Source organism: candidate division KSB1 bacterium (assembly GCA_034506395.1).
In the GTDB taxonomy this organism is placed as follows: domain Bacteria; phylum Zhuqueibacterota; class Zhuqueibacteria; order Thermofontimicrobiales; family Thermofontimicrobiaceae; genus Thermofontimicrobium.
The window spans coordinates 1-23,329 of record JAPDPQ010000007.1 but is presented as its reverse complement, the minus strand read 5'-3'; the positions used below and the strand labels follow the sequence as shown (position 1 = coordinate 23,329).

General features: G+C 44.4%; 13 protein-coding genes. All 13 read left to right on the top strand.

Annotated features, from left to right (window positions below):
- The first annotated feature begins 4 nt into the window (after positions 1–4).
- A complete protein-coding gene (gene thpR / locus ONB37_06265) occupies positions 5–580 on the top strand; it encodes an RNA 2',3'-cyclic phosphodiesterase (protein ID MDZ7399755.1) in 576 nt (191 codons plus the stop codon).
- A gap of 424 nt (positions 581–1,004) precedes the next feature.
- On the top strand, positions 1,005–2,051 hold the full coding sequence (gene recA, locus ONB37_06260) for a recombinase RecA (protein ID MDZ7399754.1): 1,047 nt from the start codon (positions 1,005–1,007) through the stop codon (positions 2,049–2,051).
- 218 nt (positions 2,052–2,269) lie between these two features.
- Positions 2,270–2,905 (top strand): RecX family transcriptional regulator, encoded by a 636-nt coding sequence (locus ONB37_06255; GenBank protein MDZ7399753.1) that lies wholly within the window; start codon positions 2,270–2,272, stop codon positions 2,903–2,905.
- 106 nt (positions 2,906–3,011) lie between these two features.
- Positions 3,012–5,351 (top strand): N-6 DNA methylase, encoded by a 2,340-nt coding sequence (locus tag ONB37_06250; GenBank protein ID MDZ7399752.1) that lies wholly within the window; start codon positions 3,012–3,014, stop codon positions 5,349–5,351.
- Positions 5,352–5,484: 133 nt separating this feature from the next.
- Entirely contained in the window at positions 5,485–6,009 is a 525-nt protein-coding gene (locus ONB37_06245) for a hypothetical protein (GenBank protein ID MDZ7399751.1), read from the top strand.
- A gap of 101 nt (positions 6,010–6,110) precedes the next feature.
- The gene (gene alaS, locus ONB37_06240; GenBank protein ID MDZ7399750.1) at positions 6,111–8,750 is read left to right on the top strand and encodes an alanine--tRNA ligase; all 2,640 of its coding nucleotides are present in this window, start codon (positions 6,111–6,113) and stop codon (positions 8,748–8,750) included.
- Positions 8,751–8,976: 226 nt separating this feature from the next.
- Positions 8,977–9,741 carry a geranylgeranylglyceryl/heptaprenylglyceryl phosphate synthase gene (locus ONB37_06235; GenBank protein MDZ7399749.1) on the top strand — a complete coding sequence of 255 codons (765 nt, stop codon included), beginning with the start codon at positions 8,977–8,979 and terminating at the stop codon, positions 9,739–9,741.
- A gap of 221 nt (positions 9,742–9,962) precedes the next feature.
- Positions 9,963–10,766, top strand: coding sequence for a hypothetical protein (locus tag ONB37_06230; GenBank protein MDZ7399748.1), 804 nt, complete (start codon positions 9,963–9,965; stop codon positions 10,764–10,766).
- A 100-nt stretch (positions 10,767–10,866) separates the two neighbouring features.
- On the top strand, positions 10,867–13,368 hold the full coding sequence (locus ONB37_06225; protein MDZ7399747.1) for an ATP-binding protein: 2,502 nt from the start codon (positions 10,867–10,869) through the stop codon (positions 13,366–13,368).
- 108 nt (positions 13,369–13,476) lie between these two features.
- Entirely contained in the window at positions 13,477–14,841 is a 1,365-nt protein-coding gene (locus tag ONB37_06220) for a sigma-54 dependent transcriptional regulator (GenBank protein ID MDZ7399746.1), read from the top strand.
- Between the two features lie 484 nt (positions 14,842–15,325).
- Complete coding sequence (locus ONB37_06215; GenBank protein ID MDZ7399745.1) at positions 15,326–19,060, top strand: T9SS type A sorting domain-containing protein; 3,735 nt, start codon at positions 15,326–15,328, stop codon at positions 19,058–19,060.
- 90 nt (positions 19,061–19,150) lie between these two features.
- A complete protein-coding gene (locus tag ONB37_06210) occupies positions 19,151–21,637 on the top strand; it encodes a BACON domain-containing carbohydrate-binding protein (GenBank protein MDZ7399744.1) in 2,487 nt (828 codons plus the stop codon).
- 111 nt (positions 21,638–21,748) lie between these two features.
- Positions 21,749–23,329: cohesin domain-containing protein (locus ONB37_06205; GenBank protein ID MDZ7399743.1), on the top strand; the 1,581-nt coding region annotated here is incomplete at its 3' end.

The window sequence follows — 23,329 nt, the reverse complement described above, 5'->3', positions numbered from 1 at the left end:
ATCAATGAATAAAATTCGTACCTTCATCGCCATCGAAATTCCAGATGGCATTCGATCTAAACTTGCTGAATTGCAGAATGAACTCAAGCCGTTGGGCGGCCGGGTAAGTTGGGTTAAGGCAGAAAATATCCATTTAACATTGAAATTTTTGGGAGACACCGAAACCACTTTAATTGACCAAATTGCGTCGCAACTGCAGCGGTCAGTTGAGACGATTGCGCCGTTTCGTGTGGATGTCGCTGGTGTCGGCGCCTTTCCAAACGCGAAGCATCCGCGTGTCATATGGGTAGGCGCTTCGAGCCAACCCGATGATCAATTGAAATTATTGGCCGCGCGGATCGATGCGGAAACGGCTCGGTTTGGCTTTCAAAAGGAAAATCGGCCTTTCTCTGGACATCTAACGTTAGGAAGAGTAAAAGATCCGCGGGGGATTGATCCAGTCATGGAGCGATTGAATGCGCATAATAATTTTCATGCTGGCAATTTCGGGGTTGAAAAGTTTGTCTTCATGCGAAGCGAGCTCCATCCATCCGGCTCTATTTATACCCCGTTGAAGGTCATCACGCTGGGCCAACGATAGCGAGGTTCTTTTGACGAAAGGGCTGGTCAGCATTATCCCCTTCGAATCCAAATTGCCCATAAGGAGATAGGGTTTCAAGATCGAATGCCAAAATGAAAGGACAAGGTCTTCCAGCATTGAAGCAATTTTGTTTGATTAAAATGCCAGGTAAAAAGTTTTGATGATTCATGAAAAATGCCCATGAGAAAGGTTCAGTAAAAGATCTGATGTTAAGTTCTGCTCAACATCTTTTTGCTGATAACTTCCGATCTAATAGTGCAATTTCAAAGTGAACCATCGATTTTCCGATTAGCGGATTTTCAGAACAGTTAATTTTGCAATCATTTTCGTTTGAAAGAGTACGACCAATCGGTCGAAGAATGCTTTTAACAACATGATATTTTGAAGATGTGCATTTCTATCATTCATGAATTGGGAGGAAAAAATGTCCAATGAGACCAGTGAAAAATTGAAAGCACTGGAATTAGCGATATCTCAGATTGATCGTCAATACGGCAAAGGCTCGATCATGCGCCTTGGAGATAATCGGTTGCAGGAGCGGGTGAAGATTATTCCGACAGGATCGATTTCGCTGGATGCGGCCTTGGGAATTGGCGGAGTGCCGCGCGGGAGGATCATAGAGATATTTGGGCCAGAGTCTTCAGGCAAGACGACGCTGGCGTTGCATATTATAGCCGAAGCGCAAAAAGCCGGAGGATTGGCTGCATTCATCGATGCAGAACATGCACTGGATGCCAATTACTCGAAGAATCTCGGAGTTGATATTGATAATTTGCTCATTTCCCAGCCGGATACTGGCGAGCAGGCATTGGAGATTACCGAAACGTTGGTGCGCAGTGGTGCCATTGATGTCATCGTGATCGATTCGGTGGCCGCGTTGGTGCCGCGTGCCGAGATCGAGGGCGAGATGGGCGATGCACAGATGGGGCTTCAAGCGCGTTTGATGTCTCAGGCCATGCGGAAACTATCTGGAGCAATCTCGAAATCCAATACTTGCGTAATTTTTATCAATCAAATCCGCGAGAAGATCGGTGTGATGTTCGGCAGCCCAGAAACAACGACGGGTGGACGAGCCCTTAAATTTTATGCCTCGGTGAGAATTGATATCCGAAAAACTGCCTCGATCAAGGAAGGGGAAGAGATCGTTGGAAATCGAACCAAAGTGAAAATTGTCAAGAATAAAATGGCCCCTCCGTTTCGCGAAGCAGAATTCGATATCATGTATGGCACTGGTATTTCAAAAGAAGGTGATATTATCGACGTGGCGGTGAACCACGGGATCATCGAAAAGAGCGGCACGTGGTTCTCTTATGGCGAAGAGCGACTGGGACAAGGCCGTGAAAACGTTAAGCGGTTCCTCATTGAAAATCCTGATCTCTATAAAGAGATCGAAACCAAGGTGAGAAAAGCGCTGGGGATCCTTCAAGAAAAGGCGCCAGAAGAGGAAAAAAAAGCCGCGAGTAGCAAATAATGGCCGCTCGATTGAATTCGGAGCGTTCAAATATATGAGCATGGGATAATGCCTGAGATTGGTTCTACGAGAAGCTACCAAAATTACCATATTTAAAATCATAAAATAATTTCAGCAATGTGCCTTGCTGACGGGCTACGTCCCTGACCTGAGTGTTAGAATTATCTTTTTCACCTAAATCTACTCCATAGAGGGATTGGTAAGAAAATAGCAGATCGATGTCTAAAACGATAACGCAGATAACTGCTCAGCAGAAGCGGAAGAACCGCTGTTCGATCTTTTTGGATGATGAATATGCTTTTGGTTTGGATCAGGAAGTGGTATTGCAATTCGGGTTAAAAAAGGGGGATCAATTAACCGAAGAGCAGATCCAAAATATTTTGTTCAACGAGGAAAAAAAGCGGGCCAAAGATCGAGCTTTGCGGTTTTTATCCTATCGCGATCGAAGCGAAAAGGAGGTCAGAACCAAGCTGCAACGGATTGGATATGATGCAGACATCATCGACTGGGTGATCATTGAATTGAAGCGACTGAAGTTTCTCGATGATCAACGTTTTGCCCAGAGTTATGCCCAGACCCAGATGCTCACCCGTCCTGTGGGGGAGCATTATTTGCGCCATGAATTAAAGAACAAAGGGTTGGAAGAACCATTGATCGAAAAAACAATTGAGCAAATATACCAAGACAAAGACCAGTCAATTGTGGCAATGGAGTTGGCAGCCCAGCGAAAAAAGCGCTATAAAAGCCTGGAACCGATCAAGGCTAAAAAACGAGTGAGTGATTTTTTGCTCCGACGCGGGTTTGATTGGGAGACGGTTTCGGAAGTGATGGAGCGGTGGGAGGAATTGGAATAAGTTTTATTCGAAAGGGTAATAACGCAAATGGACAATTAAGGTAAAGGCGAGATGGGGCTCAACAAAACAGAGTGAAATTATTTTTAGAAGCGGAAAGTTTGATAATATGTCCAAGGGCAGCTTAGCATTAAAGCAAGTGAATTGTTTCATTAGAAATAAAATTCCAATTTCTGCTCAGGCTTTCAACGAGCGATTTGGATGCAGGAGTGATTTTTATCGGCAGGCTAAGCTGCAATTGGGTAATTTATTTACAAAAGTTCAATTCGATCCCATTGCTGAATCTAATTTTGATAATTGGACAAGAATTTTTGAAAATGTTTATGGTTATCGACCTGATGTTTCATTATTCATTGATCATGTTTACTTGATTATTTTGGCAAAGTGTTTTTTGTATACGAAACATCGTTATGTTGAGCCCTCAGAGGCTGAGATAACAGAAATTCTCAATGGTCGATTTTTTCAGAATAGAGGAATTAAGAATTTCAGTGAAGATTTTTCGGGCTGGCTGCTAATTCCCAAAATTAACAGAGCTGTTTTTAATCTTTTTCAGGAATTATCGAGTGATTTGCTGGATTATGATTTTTCACAAATCAATGAGGACCTGTTCAGCAATCTCTATCAAGAAATCGTCCAGCGACAACAACGACACAAGGCTGGTGAATATTATACGCCAGAGTGGTTGGTGGAATTAATTTTGAATGAGGCTTTTGCTATCTGGGAAAAGCAAAATGACGGAAGGTTACCAAAAATTTTAGATCCAGCTTGTGGCTCGGGCAGTTTCATCTTACAAGCGATCAAAATTTTTAAAAATGAAAAGTGTTCTTTGACAGAAATTGTTAGCAGTATTCAAGGATTTGATGTGAATCCAATTGCGGGCTTTATTGCCAGGGCAAATTATATTTCGGCGATCGATGATCTAATAGATGCCGAAGATGAAATTGAGATTCCGATTTATGTCAAGGATAGCCTCAAATCACCCGACCTGTTTGAGGATTCCGCAAAATTGAACAAATATGATATTTTGATTGGGAACCCTCCCTGGGTGGTGATGAGGTCTTTGAAAAGCAAAGGATATCAGCAATTTTTAAAACGAGAAATTTTAAAATACGGCTTGCTGGAACGGCAGGATGTCCATTTGTTTACGCAAATGGAATTGGCAACGCTATTGTTCTGCAAGAGTGCCGATTTGTATTTGGATAACGGCGGAATTGTTGCTTATGTGATGCCGAGAAGCGTCTTGGCAGGAACAAAACATCATGTCAATTTCAGAAAATTCGAGACGCCTCTGATAAAATTGCTAAAGATCATTGATCTGGACGGAGTGAATCCGCTTTTCAATGTTCCCGCCTGCGTTTTAATTGGATTAAAAGGGGATAAAACCCGATATCCAGTTCTTGTAGATCAATACAGTGGGAAATTAAACCAATCAGAAAATGAAATTAATAATGCAAAAAGGAGATTGGTAGTCAAAGTTAGTAACTACTCGCCACCAAATTTCTCAGTGAAAGCAAGCTATTATTATGACAAGTTCAAAGTCGGGGCCAGCATATTTCCGAGATCATTATATTTTGTCGATCTCATTTCCATGGCATCGGATTCCGATAAAATTTTGGTACAAACGTCTGATGAAATTTTGCAGATGGTCAAAGATCCTTGGAGTGTGATTTTAAAGGGAGTAATTAATAGGAAATATTTGTATGCGACATTATTAGCCTGGGAAATTTTCCCATTTGGATTTGGTCGATTGCGGCCTGTTATTTTGCCGATTAAAGAAAATTCTATGGGATATGAATTGATTGATATTGACAAATTGGAGAAAGATGGAGATGACCAATCAGCAAGGTGGTTTCGTAACGCCCAGCTCATCTGGAATGAAAAAAGGACTAAAAATTCAGAGCAACGATTTCCCAGCTTGACTGATCGATTGAATTATAATGGACTGTTAACGATTCAAAATAACCATGCAAGATACAATGTGGTCTATAATGCGACTGGCACCAATTTAGTTGCTTGTGTGATTGATAGATCCAACCTGCCATCCTTTGAGGTAGATCAACTAAAATTAATTCCGATGGGACTCATTTTAGATGTAAAAACATGGTTCTTTACAACCCAAAATCTGGAGGAGGCGAACTATTTATCTGCCATATTAAATTCTGCCATAATAAGCAAACTAATCAAGCCATTACAGCCCAATGGTTTATTTGGTGCTCGTGCCATTCATAGAAGACCATTTTTGCTTAACATTCCCAAATTTAGTAGTGATGATGAATCTCATCTTAAGCTGGCTGCAAATGGCATGAAATGTCAGGAGAAGGTAAAAGCAATCAAATTGAACCAAACAAATCGAATTAGAGCAGAGGTAAGGAGGTTACTAAAAGATGAAATTAAAGAAATCGATAGCATTGTCGAATCGATTTTAAGTAAGTCCACGGCGGAGGAATAAGATGCCATTTGATGAAAAGCTTTTAATGAATAAGCTGAATCAGATGAAGTTGGTTTATGAGCAGGCAATCCGTGAAGGGAAATACACCAGTCTGATCCGATCAAAAAGTCTGATTAATCTACTGCATGAATTTGTGATTGAAGAGCTGAAAAAACGAGTGGAAGCAAGCTGGATTGTGACTGATAAAAAAGTCTATGGATTTCCCAAAACCAAGCAACAAGATATTATGGTTCATCCACCGCAGAATGGAAATAATGTGTCAGTTGGGCCTGTAATGGCAGTCAATGTTAGAAGTCAATTGAGCTCAATAGACAAAAATTATGATACCCTATTTGAGAGAATTTTTGCCGAAGCATTGAATTTGCACAATAGATTTCCTTACATGGTGTTAGGGTATTTATATTTGCTTCCTAAAATTGGCTATGATTCAAAAGCGGCCGACCAGAGAGAGGTTGAATTTTCGGAAAAGTATAATCTCGAAAAATATATTTTAAGTTTTTCTGCCATTGCCAATCGGACAGGTCCCACTGATGTGCCCTGGAAATATGAGCGAGTTTGCTTGTTGATTGTTGATTTTGAAAGGAGTCCGCTAAAAGTAATCGATGACATGAGCATATTTTTAAAAGAAGCTCTGGTCGATGAGAAATTTGCAAATTAATATTCATTTGAAAAATTAAGCATGGCAAACTTTTTTGATGATTTATACAAAACCATGATTTAAAAATATTATTTATTGGGCTTTGAACAAGGGGTGTGATGATGACATCGAACCAAATCCGAGAATCCTTTATCAAATTTTTCGAACATTACGATCACAAGTTCGTCCGTAGTTCGCCGGTCGTGCCGTACGATGATCCCACATTGCTGTTTACCAATGCGGGCATGAATCAATTTAAGAATATATTTTTGGGCTTAGAACAACGCGATTATAAGCGAGCTGCAAATACCCAGAAATGCATCCGCGTTAGCGGTAAGCACAATGATCTGGAAGAAGTCGGCAAGGATACCTATCACCATACATTTTTTGAGATGCTGGGCAACTGGTCGTTCGGCGATTATTATAAAAAAGAAGCCATTGCCTGGGCCTGGGAACTGTTGACCGAGGTCTGGAAGCTGCCGAAAGACAAGCTCTGGGCAACGGTATTTCGTGAGGATGATGAAGCAGAGCAGTTGTGGAAAAAGGTAACTGATATTCGAAAGGATCAGGTGCTGCGGTTCGATGAGAAAGATAATTTCTGGGAGATGGGAGAGGTCGGACCTTGCGGTCCTTGTTCTGAAATCCACATTGATTTGGGTCCAGAGCGATGCGATAAAAAACATGTGCCAGGACATCAGTGCCGCGTGAATGGTGGCTGTGCCCGCTTTATTGAATTGTGGAACCTGGTTTTTATCCAATATAATCGCGAGGAGGATGGATCGTTAAAAGAGCTGCCAGCCAAACATGTGGATACTGGAATGGGTTTTGAGCGGATCGTCGCTGTGCTCCAGGGGGTGGGATCAAACTATGATACAGATCTATTTCGCCCCCTCATCAATCACATCGCAGAGCTTTCGGGACAGGGGTATATGAAAAATAATGACGGCGTGGCGCATCGCGTCATCGCGGATCATGTGCGCGCATTGACCTTCGCAATTGCTGATGGGGCTCTGCCATCGAACGAGGGAAGAGGCTATGTATTGCGCCGCATTTTGCGTCGCGCCGCTCGGTTCGCAAGAAAATTGGACCTGCACGAACCGATGATCTATAAATTGGTACCGACTGTCGTGGATGTCATGGGCGAAGCATTTCCTGAGATCAAAGAGAAGCATCAATATATCGCCTCGGTGATCAAATCTGAAGAGGAACGATTCAATGTGACATTGGATCGAGGGATCGAATTGTTCGAAAAATTGGCGGCCGAGTTAGCTGCCGATGGTCGCACCCAAATCCCTGGCAGCGAAGCGTTTCGGTTGTACGATACTTACGGTTTCCCGCTCGATTTGACGCGATTGATGGCTGAGGAGAAAAATTTGACCGTGGATGAAGCTGGTTTCCAGCAGGAAATGGAACGGCAACGAGAACGTTCCCGCGCGGCAGATAAATTCGATTATGACATCGATATCAATTTCGATGAATGGGAAAAGATTTCCAGCGGCCCAGATTCCAAGTTTTTGGGTTACGAGCAGCTCGAGGCTGATGTGACGATTCGATTGCTGAAACGAAAAGAAGATTTTTGTTATTTGATTCTGGATCAAACCCCATTTTACGGCGAGGCTGGTGGACAGGTCGGCGACCAGGGCGAGATCGCATTTGATGATTTTGTCCTGAACGTCACAGACACCATTCGTTATGCCGATCGAATTGTCCATATTGCCCGTGGATTTTTGCCAGATCCTGTGCCAGTTGCGACTGGAAAAGCGCGGGTGAAACGCGATCAGCGCATGAGCACTGCGCGCAATCATACGGCCACTCACCTGCTGCAGGCTGCCCTGCGCCAAGTATTGGGCAAGCACGTCCAGCAGGCTGGATCATTGGTCACACCATTTCGGTTGCGATTTGACCTGACCCATTTTGAGCGCATTGCGCCAGAGCAGTTGAAAAAAATTGAACGAATCGTCAATGAAAAAATCTGGGAAAACATCCCATTGCAGATATTTTATACCTCATTTGATGAGGCGCGGAATATGGGCGCGATGGCACTGTTCGGCGAAAAATATGGTGAGCGGGTGCGGGTCATCAAAATCGACGACTTCAGTATGGAGTTGTGTGGTGGAACGCATGTGACAGCGACTGGTCAAATTGGGATGTTTCGCATCGTTTCCGAATCCAGCGTGGCAGCCGGAATCCGACGCATTGAGGCGATTACCGGGGAGGAGGCTTATCGTCGATCATTAGAGGATCGAAGCATCATTGAAGCGCTTGCTGAACAATTAAATGCACCAGCGGCAGAATTGACCGATCGCGTTCGAGAACTGCTTGATCAAAACAGATCGCTCGAAAAACAGCTACAACAACTGCGGATTCAGACATCTTATTCAATGATTGATGACTGGATTAAGCAAGCGCGTTACCTCGATCATATCGCTTTAGTGGTGAAATCCGTCCAGTTCGATTCTATCGATCAATTGAAACAGGTCGGCGACGTTTTGAGAGAGCGATTGAAGAGCGGAGTCGGACTGCTTGGGATGATTCTCGATAGCAAGATCAATTTCCTTTGCGTGGTGACCGATGATTTGATCCGACAGCACAATTTAAAAGCTGGCGATATCGTGAAGGAAGTGGCCTCGATCGCTGGCGGCAGCGGTGGTGGTCGGCCGCACATGGCATTGGCCGGTGCCAAAGACCTGGATAGGTTTGAACTGGCATTGGCTGAGACAGAGAAAATCGTTAGAAAACGAATAGCAAACCAAAGAGTCTAATTCATCAATAATAGACGGCGGGATTACAGGCAAATTGGTGGGTACGATTTATCCTCAAATTAACAGCTAGACACTTGCAGTTGGTTGTTATGCGCCATGTTGTCAAATCCTTGCAAACCATAATTAATTTTCAAAATCCCCAATTCGCCGGTTCAATCCCATTCCTAAAAACCGAATAGTTGTTGTTCAGGGAATTCTTATTGAGCTTAAATCGATAAGGATACGGATGCAAACGTATAACCGACTCTTGGAAATTCGAGCAAGACGCGGTGCTGGTTACATTGTCCTGATTGATCCGGATAAGCTCTCACTCCAAGAAAGTGTGAAGTTGGCGATGCGAGCAGAGCAGGAGGATGCTGACATAATTTTCATCGGTGGAAGCTTATTGAGCACCCCGATTTTCGATGAGCTGGTCAGGCAGGTCAAAGCCGCGGTGAAAATTCCGGTGATCATCTTTCCAGGCGGGGTGCAACAGATCTCCCGCCATGCCGATGCCATTCTATTTATGTCTGTTATTAGCGGTCGAAACCCCGATTTGCTCATCGGCCAACATGTGATGGGCGCCCCCATTGTCAAGATGCTGAATCTGGAGGCGATCGCAACTGGCTATATGTTGATCGAATCGGGAAAAATGACGTCTGCGGAATTCATGAGCAATACGAAGCCCATCCCGCGCGATAAACCGCAGATCGCTGTGGCTCACGCATTGGCTGCCGAATATCTGGGCATGAAATTGATCTATCTCGAAGCCGGCAGTGGCGCGCTTCAGCCCGTGCCCGACGAAATGATCCAGGCGGTGGCTGCTGGTTGTTCGCTGCCGATTATTGTTGGAGGGGGAATCAGAACGCCAGAGGTTGCGCAGCAAAAAGCAAAAGCTGGGGCTTCGTTCATTGTCACAGGTAATGTTTTGGAAAAAAAAACCAAAGAAGGACTAATTCGAGAATTTGCAGGTGCGATTCATCAAGAGAAATTTGCACAATCAATCAACTAGGACTCACTATGAAATCGCAGCTTCATATTTAAAATGGTCCCTTCCAATTTCGCAACAATGAGAAGCGATGGCTTATTTTCAATTCAGCTTTTGAGATCGAATGTTCGTTTTATGAATCCACCATGGACGAAATCTTCAATATCATTCGTTCAAGATTGGGTGAATCAAGTAGCAAGCGTTTTAAAAATTTTTGACTATTTACTTCAGCCGGGACCGACAGCATGAGCCGAAAGTTTGTAGACATTCATTCCCATATTCTCCCCTACATCGATGATGGCGCTGAAAATTGGGACGATGCATTGACCATGTTAAGAAATGCAGAAGCTGAGGGCATTATAGCCATTGTTGCTACGCCCCACATTTTGCATCCCAATGATTTCAAGATCGAGCCGAAAATCCTTACCACCTATCAAGAGCTCTGTCAGCGCGCCAAACAAGCGGGTTTGAAGATGAAGATTTTTCTTGGCTGCGAAATTTACTCCCAACCCGAGATAACATTGAACCATCAGATCAGCACGATCAACAATAATAAAAAGTATTTTCTCATCGAATTTCCAATGAACATGATTCCGCGATTTGTGCCAGAGCAACTATTCAATTTTATTGTGAATGAGAAGATTCCGATCATCGCGCATCCAGAACGCAATCTGGGATTTCAGAAGCGGCCGCAATTGGTCTTCGAATATGTCCAGCGCGGTGCGTTAATGCAGATTAATGAAGGAAGTCTGAGGGGACGTTACGGAGAAATGGCGAAACTGCTGGCGTTTAAAATGATAGAACATAACCTGGCACATTTTGTGGCATCGGATGGACATAAACCAAATAGCCGAACCGTGACCTTAGCAGAGAGCTACGAAATCATTGCCGAAAAATTTGGCGAATCGTTGGCTGATCGGCTATTTTCTTCTAATCCAATCAAAGCGATTAAAGCTGAACCAATTCAAACCGATAACCCAATGCCAATCGAACGAGATCTGCAACCGAGGTTCTGGCAGCGGCTCAATTTCTTTAAAAGAAAGTCATAAAGAATCAATTTGGATTTTTCACATTGTTTTACCCTGCTTCTTCTGGAAGGGCCCGATTTCCCTGAAAGCAGGTCTAGGAATCTCAGTAACGGATCATGAGATGAGGAATAAGGTATTAACATTTTTTATCCTCCTTAATTTGCTTTCCAGCAGTTTCACTCACGCTTCAGACCCAACAAAAAAATATGAATTGCTTTCTATTTGGCAAAAAACGGCAATCGCTTTTATTCCGATCGACATAACTCCGGAAACCCCAGGCGATGAACTAGTAGGAGTTTACCAGAATCAAATCGATGTATTAACAAACACGACATTTGATCATCAAAAAAGCATCATTATTCCTGCAGATAAACCCTATGCTATTTGGCCAATCCCTGGGGCATCAGCGGATTCACTGCGAATACTCTTTCGACATCAGACGCCAACGACAACAGCTTTTGATTTCTACCTTCATGATGGCGATAACCTGTTATTGGTTAAAGAAAATTTTCTCTTTTTTCAGGGAGAAGATCGCGATCTGGATGGAAGATTTCATCAAACTGCGTTCCCTATTGCTATGTTGACGAACCGAAACCATCAGCGACGCATTTTATTGCGGGTCGATAGTGGTGGAGATCGAGGGATGCGTGGCCTGTTTGCCATCGATCCATATTCTGCTCTTGAGCACTGGAGCTATTTAACAGGGCCCCAGATCTGCTTTATTAAATGTGTTGACCTCGAAAATGACGGGTTGCAAGAAATCGTGTTTGGCAGCTATGCGCCCGATAATAAAGTCAAGCGCAATAGTACGAGCGACGATAGTTGTTATGTTTTCGTGCTCGATGATCTGGGCAATGAACGCTGGCGCAGGACTATCGGGCCTTATTATACCGGCGTTTTTCCCATTGTCGGAGACCTAACTGGCGATGGCAAAAATGAGTTGGTGGTCTATCGGTTTGGCAGCAATCCCAATTTTAAAAATTATGATGAATTGATCCAACTGGATATTCGCACGGGTGAAGAAATTGGGCGCAAAAAGCTTGGTAGCCAATTTACGGCCAATATGGCACCTGCTGCTATTGAAATCTGCCGTGATTTTGACGGAGATGGCATAGAGGAGTTCGTCATTGGCAGCAAAGACGGATTTGTCAGAATGTACCGAGGTGACTTTTCTATCATGTATTCTTCAGAGCCTTATCGCCGGCCGATCACGGTTCATGGCGTGGCAGATCTGGATGGCGATGGGCTATTCGAAGTGATTGCCCTGACCTCGGACAAGATGATAGTCATTTTAAATCATCAACTCAAACAATTGCTGTTAGAACCATTTCCGAAAAATTTCGAGCGGTTTCAGCTAATCCGTCTACCCAATAAATATCAGCTTTTATTTTCATCGAAACAAATCAATGGCTTCACAGATTATCAGGTGTTCGATTTCCACGTCGTGGGCTTGGCTGGGGCGATTAAAAAACATGGACAATATTATTCAATTATCATCTTGTTCCTGGCTGCGGTCACGGTAGCATTCGTCGTTTTACGAAATCACCTGTATGGCAAACGCGCCTCTCAATTGTTGGTTCAAATACTGGAACAGACCCAATCGCTGGACAAAGCCTTGATTCTGGATCGCCATCAAAAAATTAATCATTGGGGCAAAGAGTGGTCCGCTCTGTTGCAAATCTTGCCTCATCAAATTGAAGGGAAAAAGTTTCAGGATATTTTTAAAAATACCCAATTTCAACCGATCGGCGCAGCGCTGCAGAAAATGTTGAATGAAAACTTATCAAATCATCAGTGTCTTTGCCCAATCGATAACACAAACCATGTTCCACTCCAATTCAAGGCATTATATGTCTCCTGGATTAAAGCGCATTGCTTCATGATCTTCGACCCCCGCGAACAGGAGCACATCCGTCAGCTTAAGCACTGGGCACAAGTTGCCCAACGATTGGCGCACGGGATCAAAAATCCGTTGACCACCGTTAACCTCAACGCCGAACAATTGCTGCACAAGGTTCGAACTAATGCTCAGATTCAAGCGGGTGATGTGGAAGAATTTATCACGCCGATCATCAAGCAGGTCGCCAAATTGAAAAAAATGAGCGATGGCTTTATGCGATTTGTTGAGTTCGAGCAGACCGACCTGAAGCCTGTTGATTTGAATCGCGAAATTAGAGAGCTGATTCCCCAATGGCAACCCGGCAAAACAAGCAAAATTCAGATCGATTGGGAGCTGGAGGAGGATTTGCCCCTGGCGATGATCGATCAGCGGCAATTTGAACATGCCGTAAAAAATGTGTTTTATAATGCACTAGAAAGCATTCGAGGTGAAGGACGAATTTTGATCTCGACACGGAAAGTCCAGTTGCTTAAAGATGCGCAAGAAGGTGGCATCTTATCGAATTTTATCGAGCTTCAAATTCGTGATACCGGCTGCGGAATCCCGCCGGAATATCTCGACCGCATTAGACAGCCATATTTTTCATTCAACAAACCCGATGGCACAGGTTTGGGGCTGAGCATAGTCCAAAAAATCATGGATTCCCATGGTGGAGAATTAGAAATTGAGAGTGAAGTGAATGTTGGGACAACGGTGTCGCTGCGGTTTAAACAGGCAAGCTAAATTCAGCCGCTGAATTTGTGGCATACGGATTGCAAACTGATTCCATCGCTTAGAGCGATGGTATCAGTCTCAAATTTTTGTCGATAGCTAAAAAGGAGCTTACGAACAATGTCGTGCCCTGGTTGCCAAATTCTGATTGTCGATGATGATGTTTCCATCTGTCAAATTTTAAGACGAATTTTAGAAAGCGAAAACTACGAAATAAAGGAAGCGCACTCGGGCAACGAGGCGCTTTCTCTATTTAAAGAGAACGAGATCGACCTAGTGCTGCTGGATTTCCAACTGCCCGATATCACAGGGATCGATGTTGCCAAAGACATGATCGCGCAAAAGCCCCTGGTTCCCATTGTATTGATATCCGCTTATGCCACTATTTCCAAAGCGGTAGAAGCAACAAAAATGGGGGTGTATGATTTTCTGGAAAAACCGTTGGATCGCGATCGCATTACGGTCACGATCCGCAACGCGCTGGCATACGGCCAAATGCAAAAGCAACTGGAATATTATAAGCAGGACTGCTTTGCCCGCTTTAAAATGATTGGCCAATCGCCGCAGATCAGATATTTGTTTGCCCAGATCGAAAGAATTGCGCCGAGCAATACCCATGTCCTCATACTTGGCGAAAATGGAGTCGGAAAAGAGCTTGTGGCTGAAGCGATTCACTGTCAGAGTCATCGCGCCACGAGACCTCTGGTGAAAATCAATTGCGCTGCAATACCCGATAATTTATTAGAGAGTGAGCTGTTTGGCCATACCAAAGGAGCGTTTACTGGCGCCAATATTGCCAAAAAGGGGAGATTTGAGACCGCTGATAAGGGGACCCTGTTTCTCGATGAGATTGGCGATTTAAGCCTGGCAGCACAGGCAAAGCTGCTGCGATTTTTGGAAAGTGGAGAGATACAGCGCGTTGGTTCATCAGAAATTGCCAAAGTAGATGTTCGTCTCATCGCCGCCTCGAATAAAAATTTGAAGCAGATGGTGGCCGAGAAGACCTTTCGAGAGGACCTTTACTTTCGTCTGGAAATTTTTACCATTACCGTTCCGCCATTGCGCGAACGCCGCTCCGATATCCCTTTGCTCCTCGATTTTTTCATCTCTAACCATGCCGAAGCAACTGGCGTATCAAAACCTTCAATATCCCCAGCGGCCATAAAATATCTCACCAATTGCGATTGGCCTGGCAACATCCGTCAGCTCCGCAATTTCGTGGAACGGCTGATGATCATGCACCAGGGTGATCTCATTGATTTAAACGACGTAATCTCGCTGATCGAACCCAACGAATCTGCGAAGTCCCCCACGATTGACGAAACCAAGCCCCTGCAACAGGCCCGAGAAGATTTTGAGCGGGAGTATATTCTCCGCGTATTAGAAGAACACGATTGGAAGATCGCCAAAGCCGCCGAAGTTCTGCACATCGACCGAGCAAATTTGTATCGGAAGATGAGGGGTTTGGGGATAACTGTGCATTGATGATTCTTCTAATTTCTCTCAAAAGATAGAACCTTCCAAATTTTGATTTCAAAATTACATTTATTTATTTTTGTGTCAAATTTAACACACAAGTTGTGTCAGTTTTGCAACTATCGCAAAGAGCAATTTTCCAGTTGCTAAACAATTTTTCGAAATTATAGCGTGTCAAATTTACATCTAATGGCATATGGAGAACTTTTAGAAATAATTGTATGGGTTTATAAGTCCTCTATAATCAATGCAGATAAATATTAATTTTGTATATTAAATTGGTATAGAGATTGCATTATATGATTTATAAATTATCAAAGGTTACTAATTTAAAAAAAAATAAATTGAATATAATAAGAGTTATTTTTTTACAAACGATTTGTAAAAATAGACTATTTTATTCATAGACAAAAAGCGTAGAGAGGAAAAAAGCTTCAAAGAAATTCAAAAAATACAAATTTTCTATTTAATCAAATTAACAGGAGGGATGGTTATGAGACGCTTAATGATCTATCAAATCATTTTTGTTATAGCTATTGCTACGGGCTGGGCAATACCTGGTTGGTCTAAAATAATAGCCTCTGATAACTTTGAATCTTATTCAGTCAATTCTTATCCTTCGTCTAACTGGTATAATATGTTCAGCGGGGTCGAAGCAAAAATTTCTTCGCAATATGGAGTGTGGGGTTCACAATCTTTTCGATTAGAAGGACAAACAAGTTGGTCAAGGGTCGATGCCAAAGACGTAAGTTATGGCAACCGTATTGAATACCAGGTTTGGGTTTATATCCCAAATGCAACAAGAGGCGCAATAGTTGGATTTTTCAGGAAAGAGGGGAATATGGCGCCTAGCTATAATGCTATTCACTTTAACAACAACGGGCGTATAGCTATTCATGATAATGGGCTTTCAGATATTGATTTACAAGCATACTCTGCAAACCGTTGGTACCTTGTCATTGTCTCAATAGACTTCAATCAAAATAAAATGGACGTTTATATCGATGGTATAAAAAAATATTCTGGAGGACCAAGAAGCAGTCGTTCTAATTGCAATTCTTTTGCTTTAGCAACAAATAACTTTAGCGGTTCTGGCACTGCGGTTGCTTATTTTGATAATGTATGGATTATCGATAATGCGATGGTAACCAAAAACTACCATAGCACAATATCATCAATTGGTGCATTTTCCCAATATCCTTATACACCTGGCAGAAACGGGAAATATGCTGAGGTCAAACTTGAATTTCCAGGTGGATTATCCAATGCCTCCGATATCGTGCTGCACTATTCTCATTGGTGGTCTCAGTTAGCAGGTTCGGCTGTAGGAAAAATTTATATCTCCACTTCACAACAAGTAACACCACAAACTTCAAGTAATGATTGGAAGACCTTTTGGGTTGGTAATGCAACGAATTTGGGGACGTATGTTGGATCATTTACAGCCACAAATACGCAAACGGATGCTACGGTTAATATCAGTTCCTATGTCCAATCCCATCCGTCAAATTATTATTATATAGCCATCAATAACGAGGCAAGCGCAGATATTGCAGTTTATGTTTTATACATTATGTCAAATTCAGGGGGGGCATCAGGTCCTTATGAGCCTAATGATCTAATGAATCAGGCATACGGTCCTTTAACGAAGAACCAGTGGTATACAGCGTATATTGAGACATCCACTGACATTGATTGGTATTATGTTGATGTGAGTGGGGCGATGTCGAGCAACCTTTCTGCATTGCCTATGAATGAGTTGCCATCAGAGTTATTAATCAAATTAAATCAAGTTTCTGATATTAAAGAAAATACTATCTTAATTGCAAGAGAAACTGGCGAAAGCATTAGCAATATGGATCTTAGCCCAACATCTACGTATCCTCTAACAGTAGATCTAGATGTCCCATCCAATTTAGATTACGAATTAGAAGTATACAATTCTTCAGGAGCTCCAATAGGAGGATCGTACAACAATTCAGGCATTGACGAACAGGTTACAGTATCAGTTACTGCCGGAAGATACTATATCAAAGCTTATGGTTTTCAAGGATCTTATAGCTCCAACAGTTCTTATCGGGTGAGGGCGAATTGGGTTTCCAACACCAGCGATATCAATCTCACCTGCTATACAGGCAGCACCTATAATTACTTCACGCCTACCAGTGTTAATCAGGGAGGGACGTTTACCAATTATTTTCGTGTGCAGAATACGGGCACGCAGAGTTCTGGTAATTTCAAACTCTTTGTATACCTGTCGACGAATGATGTTATTTCTCCCTCAGATACAAAAGTTGGTGAAAGCAGCGTTAGCTCTATAAGCGGTGGATCGTATCGGGATGTGGTGACTTCGTGCACGGTGCCCAGTTCTATGACGCCAGGTGATTATTATGTTGGGATGATAATCGATCCTGAGAATGTTGTCCAAGAAACGAACGAAAATGACAACAACTGGCATCATGGTTCCACAAGATTGCTAACGGTCACCACTTCCTCTCATACAGTTAGTACGCCTACGACGCCCAGCGGGCCGTCATCTGGTACTGTAAATCAAACTTTAACCTTTTCGACAGGTGGATCAACTTGTAACCAGGGGCATAGCGTGCAATATCGTTTTGATTGGGGTAATGGTGTTTATTCGTCTTGGGGTTCTTCTTCTCAAAGCTATTCTTATGGCACGGCTGGAACCTATACAGTGAAAGCGCAAGCTCGATGTTCATCTGATAATTCAGTCGTCTCCAGTTGGTCATCGGGGAAAACCGTAACGATTAGCTCAGCAGGCGGCGATATTCCGATTACTCCTTCAACTGCCACTAGCCAATCGGCTGGCGCTGAGTTTAATGTAGATATCATTGTCGGATCAGCTAATAAGCCAGTAACCAATCTCTTTGGCGTGAGTTTCGAGCTTGGCTATCCAACCACATATATAGATTACGTTTCTTATGACAAGAGTGGTTCATTCTTAGGTTCTGACCTTTTGGAATTTGTCAATCCTGATGATGCAAATGGAAAAGTAGCCGTCGGATTAACCCGCAGAGGGACAAGTACTGGAGTAAGCGGTTATGGTTCGGTCATAAAAATTAGGTTCAAATCGTTGCCAACAACACCAGTGAACACCCAAATTTCTTTTGCGATTCATAACGCAACAGCTAATGATCCAAATGGCAATGCAATTGGATTGGCTCCTGGGAGCATTACTATAACGATTACCAGTGGCGGTATTAGCGTTTGGCCTGGTGATACTAACAATGATAGAATTGTCAACCAGGCGGATGTTTTGCCCCTTGGCGTCTATTGGAATTATACAGGGCCAAGGCGCACCTGCCATGCCAATGAAACGCAATGGATCGCACATAACGCAAGCCCATGGACTCCCGAAGCGGCAACCTATGCAGACGCTAATGGAGATGGAATTGTCAACCAGGCAGACGTTTTGGTCATCGGAATAAATTGGGGCAGAACGCATACAATGGCCAAAGCATTTGATGAGAACGAAGATGAACCTTCGGGAGCAATTTCCGGCACGCTTGTTCCGAAACTATCCTATAATGTCGACAGAAAAGAAGTGTACCTCGATATCCACGCTGAAAACGTAGCCAACCTGTTTGGTCTCGCTTTTGAGGTGAACTATCCGCAACAGGAGCTGGCGTTCGCTGGGGCAGAACCCGGAGATTTGTTCAGTCAGGATCAGATCTTCTTCCAGAAAGATCAGCCAGATCTGGGCAAACTGGGTATTGCTATCAGCCAGAAGATCGGACAGATAACGAAGGCAGAAAAGAGCCTGGTAACGCATATTACATTCCGCTTATTGACCAGCGAGCGATCTCTCGAACATGCCAGCGTGAAAATAGAGGCTGTAAAAGCCAATGATGACCAGGGTAAGCCAATTAATATTCAGGCTCAAGCTTGCGCCAATCCAGAGTGGTTACATATTGGCGCAGCTCCAGTGACTCAATACCAGTTGTTTACCAACTACCCCAATCCATTCAACCCAACGACAACCATTTCTTACGCCTTGCCCGATGCAGCCCATGTACGTATCCATGTGTTCGATTTGACTGGGCGATTGGTGAAAACGCTGGTTGATAGCCAGCAGCAACCTGGCGTGCATTCGGTCACCTGGGATGCCCGGGATGACGCTGGAAAAGAAGTGGCCAACGGTATGTATATCTGTCGTATGACGGCTGGTAACGAGGTGTTGCACCAAAAGATGATTCTGGCGAAATAGATAGAAAGCAAAAAGGTCGATCGCAAATACAAATGGCCGTTGCTGTTCCAGTAATGGCCATTTGTGCTTATTCTTTGGAGGAGACGTACTATGAAAATTGATAAAAAAGTGCTCTTTTTTGTTTTTCTGGTTTTAATCTTTACCGCAGACCGTTCACATGCACAATATCCTGAACCAGAAAGATTATTAAAATTTCAAGATCGCCAGCTTAGCGAATTTAAATTTCCACACAATGAATTCCACAAACAATTAAGTATTGCCAACGTTGGTGACAGCCTGAACGTGCGGCTGGTGGGCCGCTGGGGTGGCGGGCCTTGTTATGCGGTAGCGACCGATGGTAAATATGTCTATCGTGGCAGTGGCGGCTATCTGGAGATTTTCGATGTCACGAATCCTGCTGCGCCCAAAATGATTGGCCAGGTCATGACGCCGGATGTTGTACGGGAAATTGCGGTCAGCGGCCATTACGCCTATGTGGCGGATTATGATGCAGGTTTGCGGGTGATCGATGTGAGCGTGGTGTCCAGTCCCCGGGAAGTGGGGTTTTATGATACGCCAGGTGATGCCAGAGGCGTGGCGGTCAGCGGCCCTTACGCCTATGTGGCGGATTATGATGCAGGTTTGCGGGTGATCGATGTGAGCGTGGTGTCCAGTCCCCGGGAAGTGGGGTCTTATGATACGCCAGGTTATGCCTTTGGCGTGGCGGTCAGCGGCCATTACGCCTATGTGGCGGATGGGGGTTCTGGTTTGCGGGTGATCGATGTGAGCGTGGTGTCCAGTCCCCGGGAAGTGGGGTTTTATGATACGCCAGGTTGGGCCAATGGCGTGGCGGTCAGCGGCCATTACGCCTATGTGGCGGATTATGCGGATGGTTTGCGGGTGATCGATGTGAGCGTGGTGTCGAGTCCCCGGGAAGTGGGGTATTATGATACGCCAGGTGATGCCAGAGGCGTGGCGGTCAGCGGCCATTATGCTTATGTGGCGGATGGGGATGCAGGTTTGCGGGTGATTGATGTGAGCGTGGTGACCAGTCCCCGGGAAGTGGGGTTTTATGATACGCCATGTTATGCCGAAGGCGTGGCGGTCAGCGGCCATTACGCCTACGTGGCGGATGTGTTAGGAGGTTTGCGGGTGATCGACGTGAGCACGGTGACCAGTCCCCGGGAAGTGGGGTTTTATGATACGCCAGCTTCTGCCAGAGGCGTGGCGGTCAGCGGCCATTACGCCTATGTGGCGGATGCGGATGCTGGTCTTTGTATTTTGGAATTTTTAGCGCCTACTGCGCCAACCGTAACCACCAATGCGGCGAGCAATGTCACGGCCAACTCGGCCCAGCTCAACGGCACGGTCAATCCCAATGGGCTCACTACCACGGTCAAGTTTCAATATGGTACTACTACAAGCTACGGCAGTGAGATCACAGCTTCTCCCAGCTCGGTGAGCGGCACCAGTTCTGCTTCGGTGTCTGCCCAATTATCTGGGCTATTGCCCAATACGACGTATCATTATCGGGTGGTGGCAACCAATAGCGTGGGGACAAGTTATGGTGAGGATCAAAGCTTCACTACGCTTGCGAGTTCTTATCTCACTGTTTCTCCAACCAGTATAACTCTCGATTCATCACCTAACAGCCAGGGGAGTTTCAGCATCACCTCCAATGTGAATTGGAATGCATCGGATAATGCCAGTTGGCTGGATGTTTCGCCCGTCAGTGGTTCGGGCAACGGCACGGTCACGATTACCGCCAATAGCGCCAATATTTCCGCCAATCCCCGCAGCGCCACCGTGACGGTCAGCGGTGGCGGGATCACTCGCACGGTTTCGGTTACGCAATCGGGCAGTGTGCAATCTGGAACATCTATCACTTCCGTCGTTCAGAACCACTCCTTGCACCAGGAATTCTACATTGACATCCAGGTCAAAGACGCCCAGAACCTGTTCGGCGTGGCGTTCAAATTCAATTTTCCAGCGGATAAATTAGAGGCATTGGCTGCGGAAAAGGGCGATTTTCTGGGGGCAGACCCAGTGTTCTTCCCTGACATCAACAACAGCGCTGGCGTGGTGAGCGTGGGCATCAGCAAGAAGAGCGGACAGCCAGCCGCCAACGGCACGGGCATCGTGGCACGGATCAAATTGAAAGAAAAGCCATTGGTTACCAGCGGCATTACCATTGATCTGTCGCTGACCGAAGTGGCTGCTATGGACCCATCGGGCAATCCCATTACGCTCACGCCGCAGAACACGTCGTATGTCACGCCCAATCCTACATCGGTGGCTGATAGAGTGAAACAATTTCCTGAGGAATATCTCTTGTATCCCAACTATCCCAATCCCTTCAATCCAACTACCACCATCAGCTATGCCCTGCCCGAAGCAGCCCACGTTCAGGTGCAGATTTTTGATATCAACGGACGGGAGGTCAAGCGGCTGGTTGATCAGATGTGCGACGCTGGGGTTCATTCGGTGGTTTGGGACGGCACCGATGAAGCGCAGCAAAGAGTCGCCAGTGGGATTTACATCTGCCGCTTCAGCGCTGGGGAGGTGGTTCTGAATCGGAAGTTGGTTTTGGCGAAGTAACTTGGATTCAATTTTAGAGAAGATGAGTCAACAGCCGTTGCCGTCGCAGCATAAATTCGGTGAAAAATATATTTTTTATAAATTCGCTTAATATAATAGAAGGAGGATTGTATGTTTACACGACAAAACATCATAATATTGATATTAAGCATCTGTCTCGAATTTTGTTATTCGAATGTGAAATCTGAAATCATCTTTTTTGATAGTTTCGAATATTATGAGACAAATCAATATCCAATCGGCGGTTGGTGGAGAACGCTTTACAATGGTACTTCTGCAAGAATTTCAACCGACTATGCATTCGATTTAGGAACAAAATCATTTCGATTAGAAGGCTATTCTAATTGGTCTCGGATCGATGGATTTAATATCAATTATGACAATCAAATCACTTATCAAGCTTGCGTTTATATTTTGGATACGCAAAAGGGTGCAATTGTCGGTTTTTTTGAGTCGCAAGGAAACATGGCGCCGTCATACAATGCGGTTTTTTTCAGGAATGATGGAAAAATATGCATCCACGATAATGGACAGTCCGATATCGAGCTGCGGTCATATAATTCTGGCCAATGGTATGTCGTGACAGCTTCAATAGATTTTACAAATAATAGCATGGATGTTTATATCGATGGTGCCAACGTATTTTCAGCTCATCCTCGCTCGACAAAAGATCACTGTCAAATTTTTGCGTTAGCAACAAATAATTTTTCAACTACAGGCACCGCTGTTTGCTATTTTGACAATGTTATAATTTTAAACAATTCTATTCAGACTTCGAGTATCGTTTCAACAATAGGTGATATCTGGGCATTTGCTTATGATTGGTGGTGGTCCAAAGAACGGAACAGAGATGGTCGCTACGCTGAAACGAAGCTGGTTGTGCCCGCTTTTATCTCAGATCAGCATCGCGCAAGTTTATCTGTATGGAATTGGTATTCGCAGGCAAGCGGTTCTGCCCATTGTAGAGTATATCTTTCAACTCAGCAACAGGTAACGCCGACTGACAATAAACATAATCTAATCACCTGGTGGGTAGGAAATCAGGCGAGTTTAGGAACTTTGGTGGGAGAATACGATGCTGTTAATACTCGAGCGCAAAAGAATTTTGACATATCGGATTTCATCACCACCAATAAATCTGAAGAATATTATGTCGCCATTGAAAATCAAGGTTATGCAGATGTTGCTGCTGGAGGGATTTATATTTGTGTAAAATATTCTCCACTTTATATAACAACGGTTGTTAACAACCACAGCCTGCACCAGGAATTTTATGTTGACATCCAGGTCAAAGACGCCCAGAACCTGTTCGGCGTGGCGTTCAAATTCAATTTTCCTGCGGATAAATTAGAGGCATTGGCTGCGGAAAAGGGCGATTTTCTGGGGGCAGACCCAGTGTTCTTCCCCGACATCAACAATAGTGTTGGCGTGGTGAGCGTGGGCATCAGCAAGAAGAGCGGACAGCCAGCCGCCAACGGCACGGGCATCGTGGCACGGATCAAATTGAAAGAAAAGCCATCGGTTACTAGCGGCATTACCATTGATCTGTCGCTGACCGAAGTGGCTGCTATGGACCCATCGGGCAATCCCATTACGCTCACGCCGCAGAACACGTCGTATCTCACGCCTAGCGCTTCAGCAACGTTAGAAGTATCTCCAACCAGTTTAACCTTGGCTTCAGCCGCCAACAGC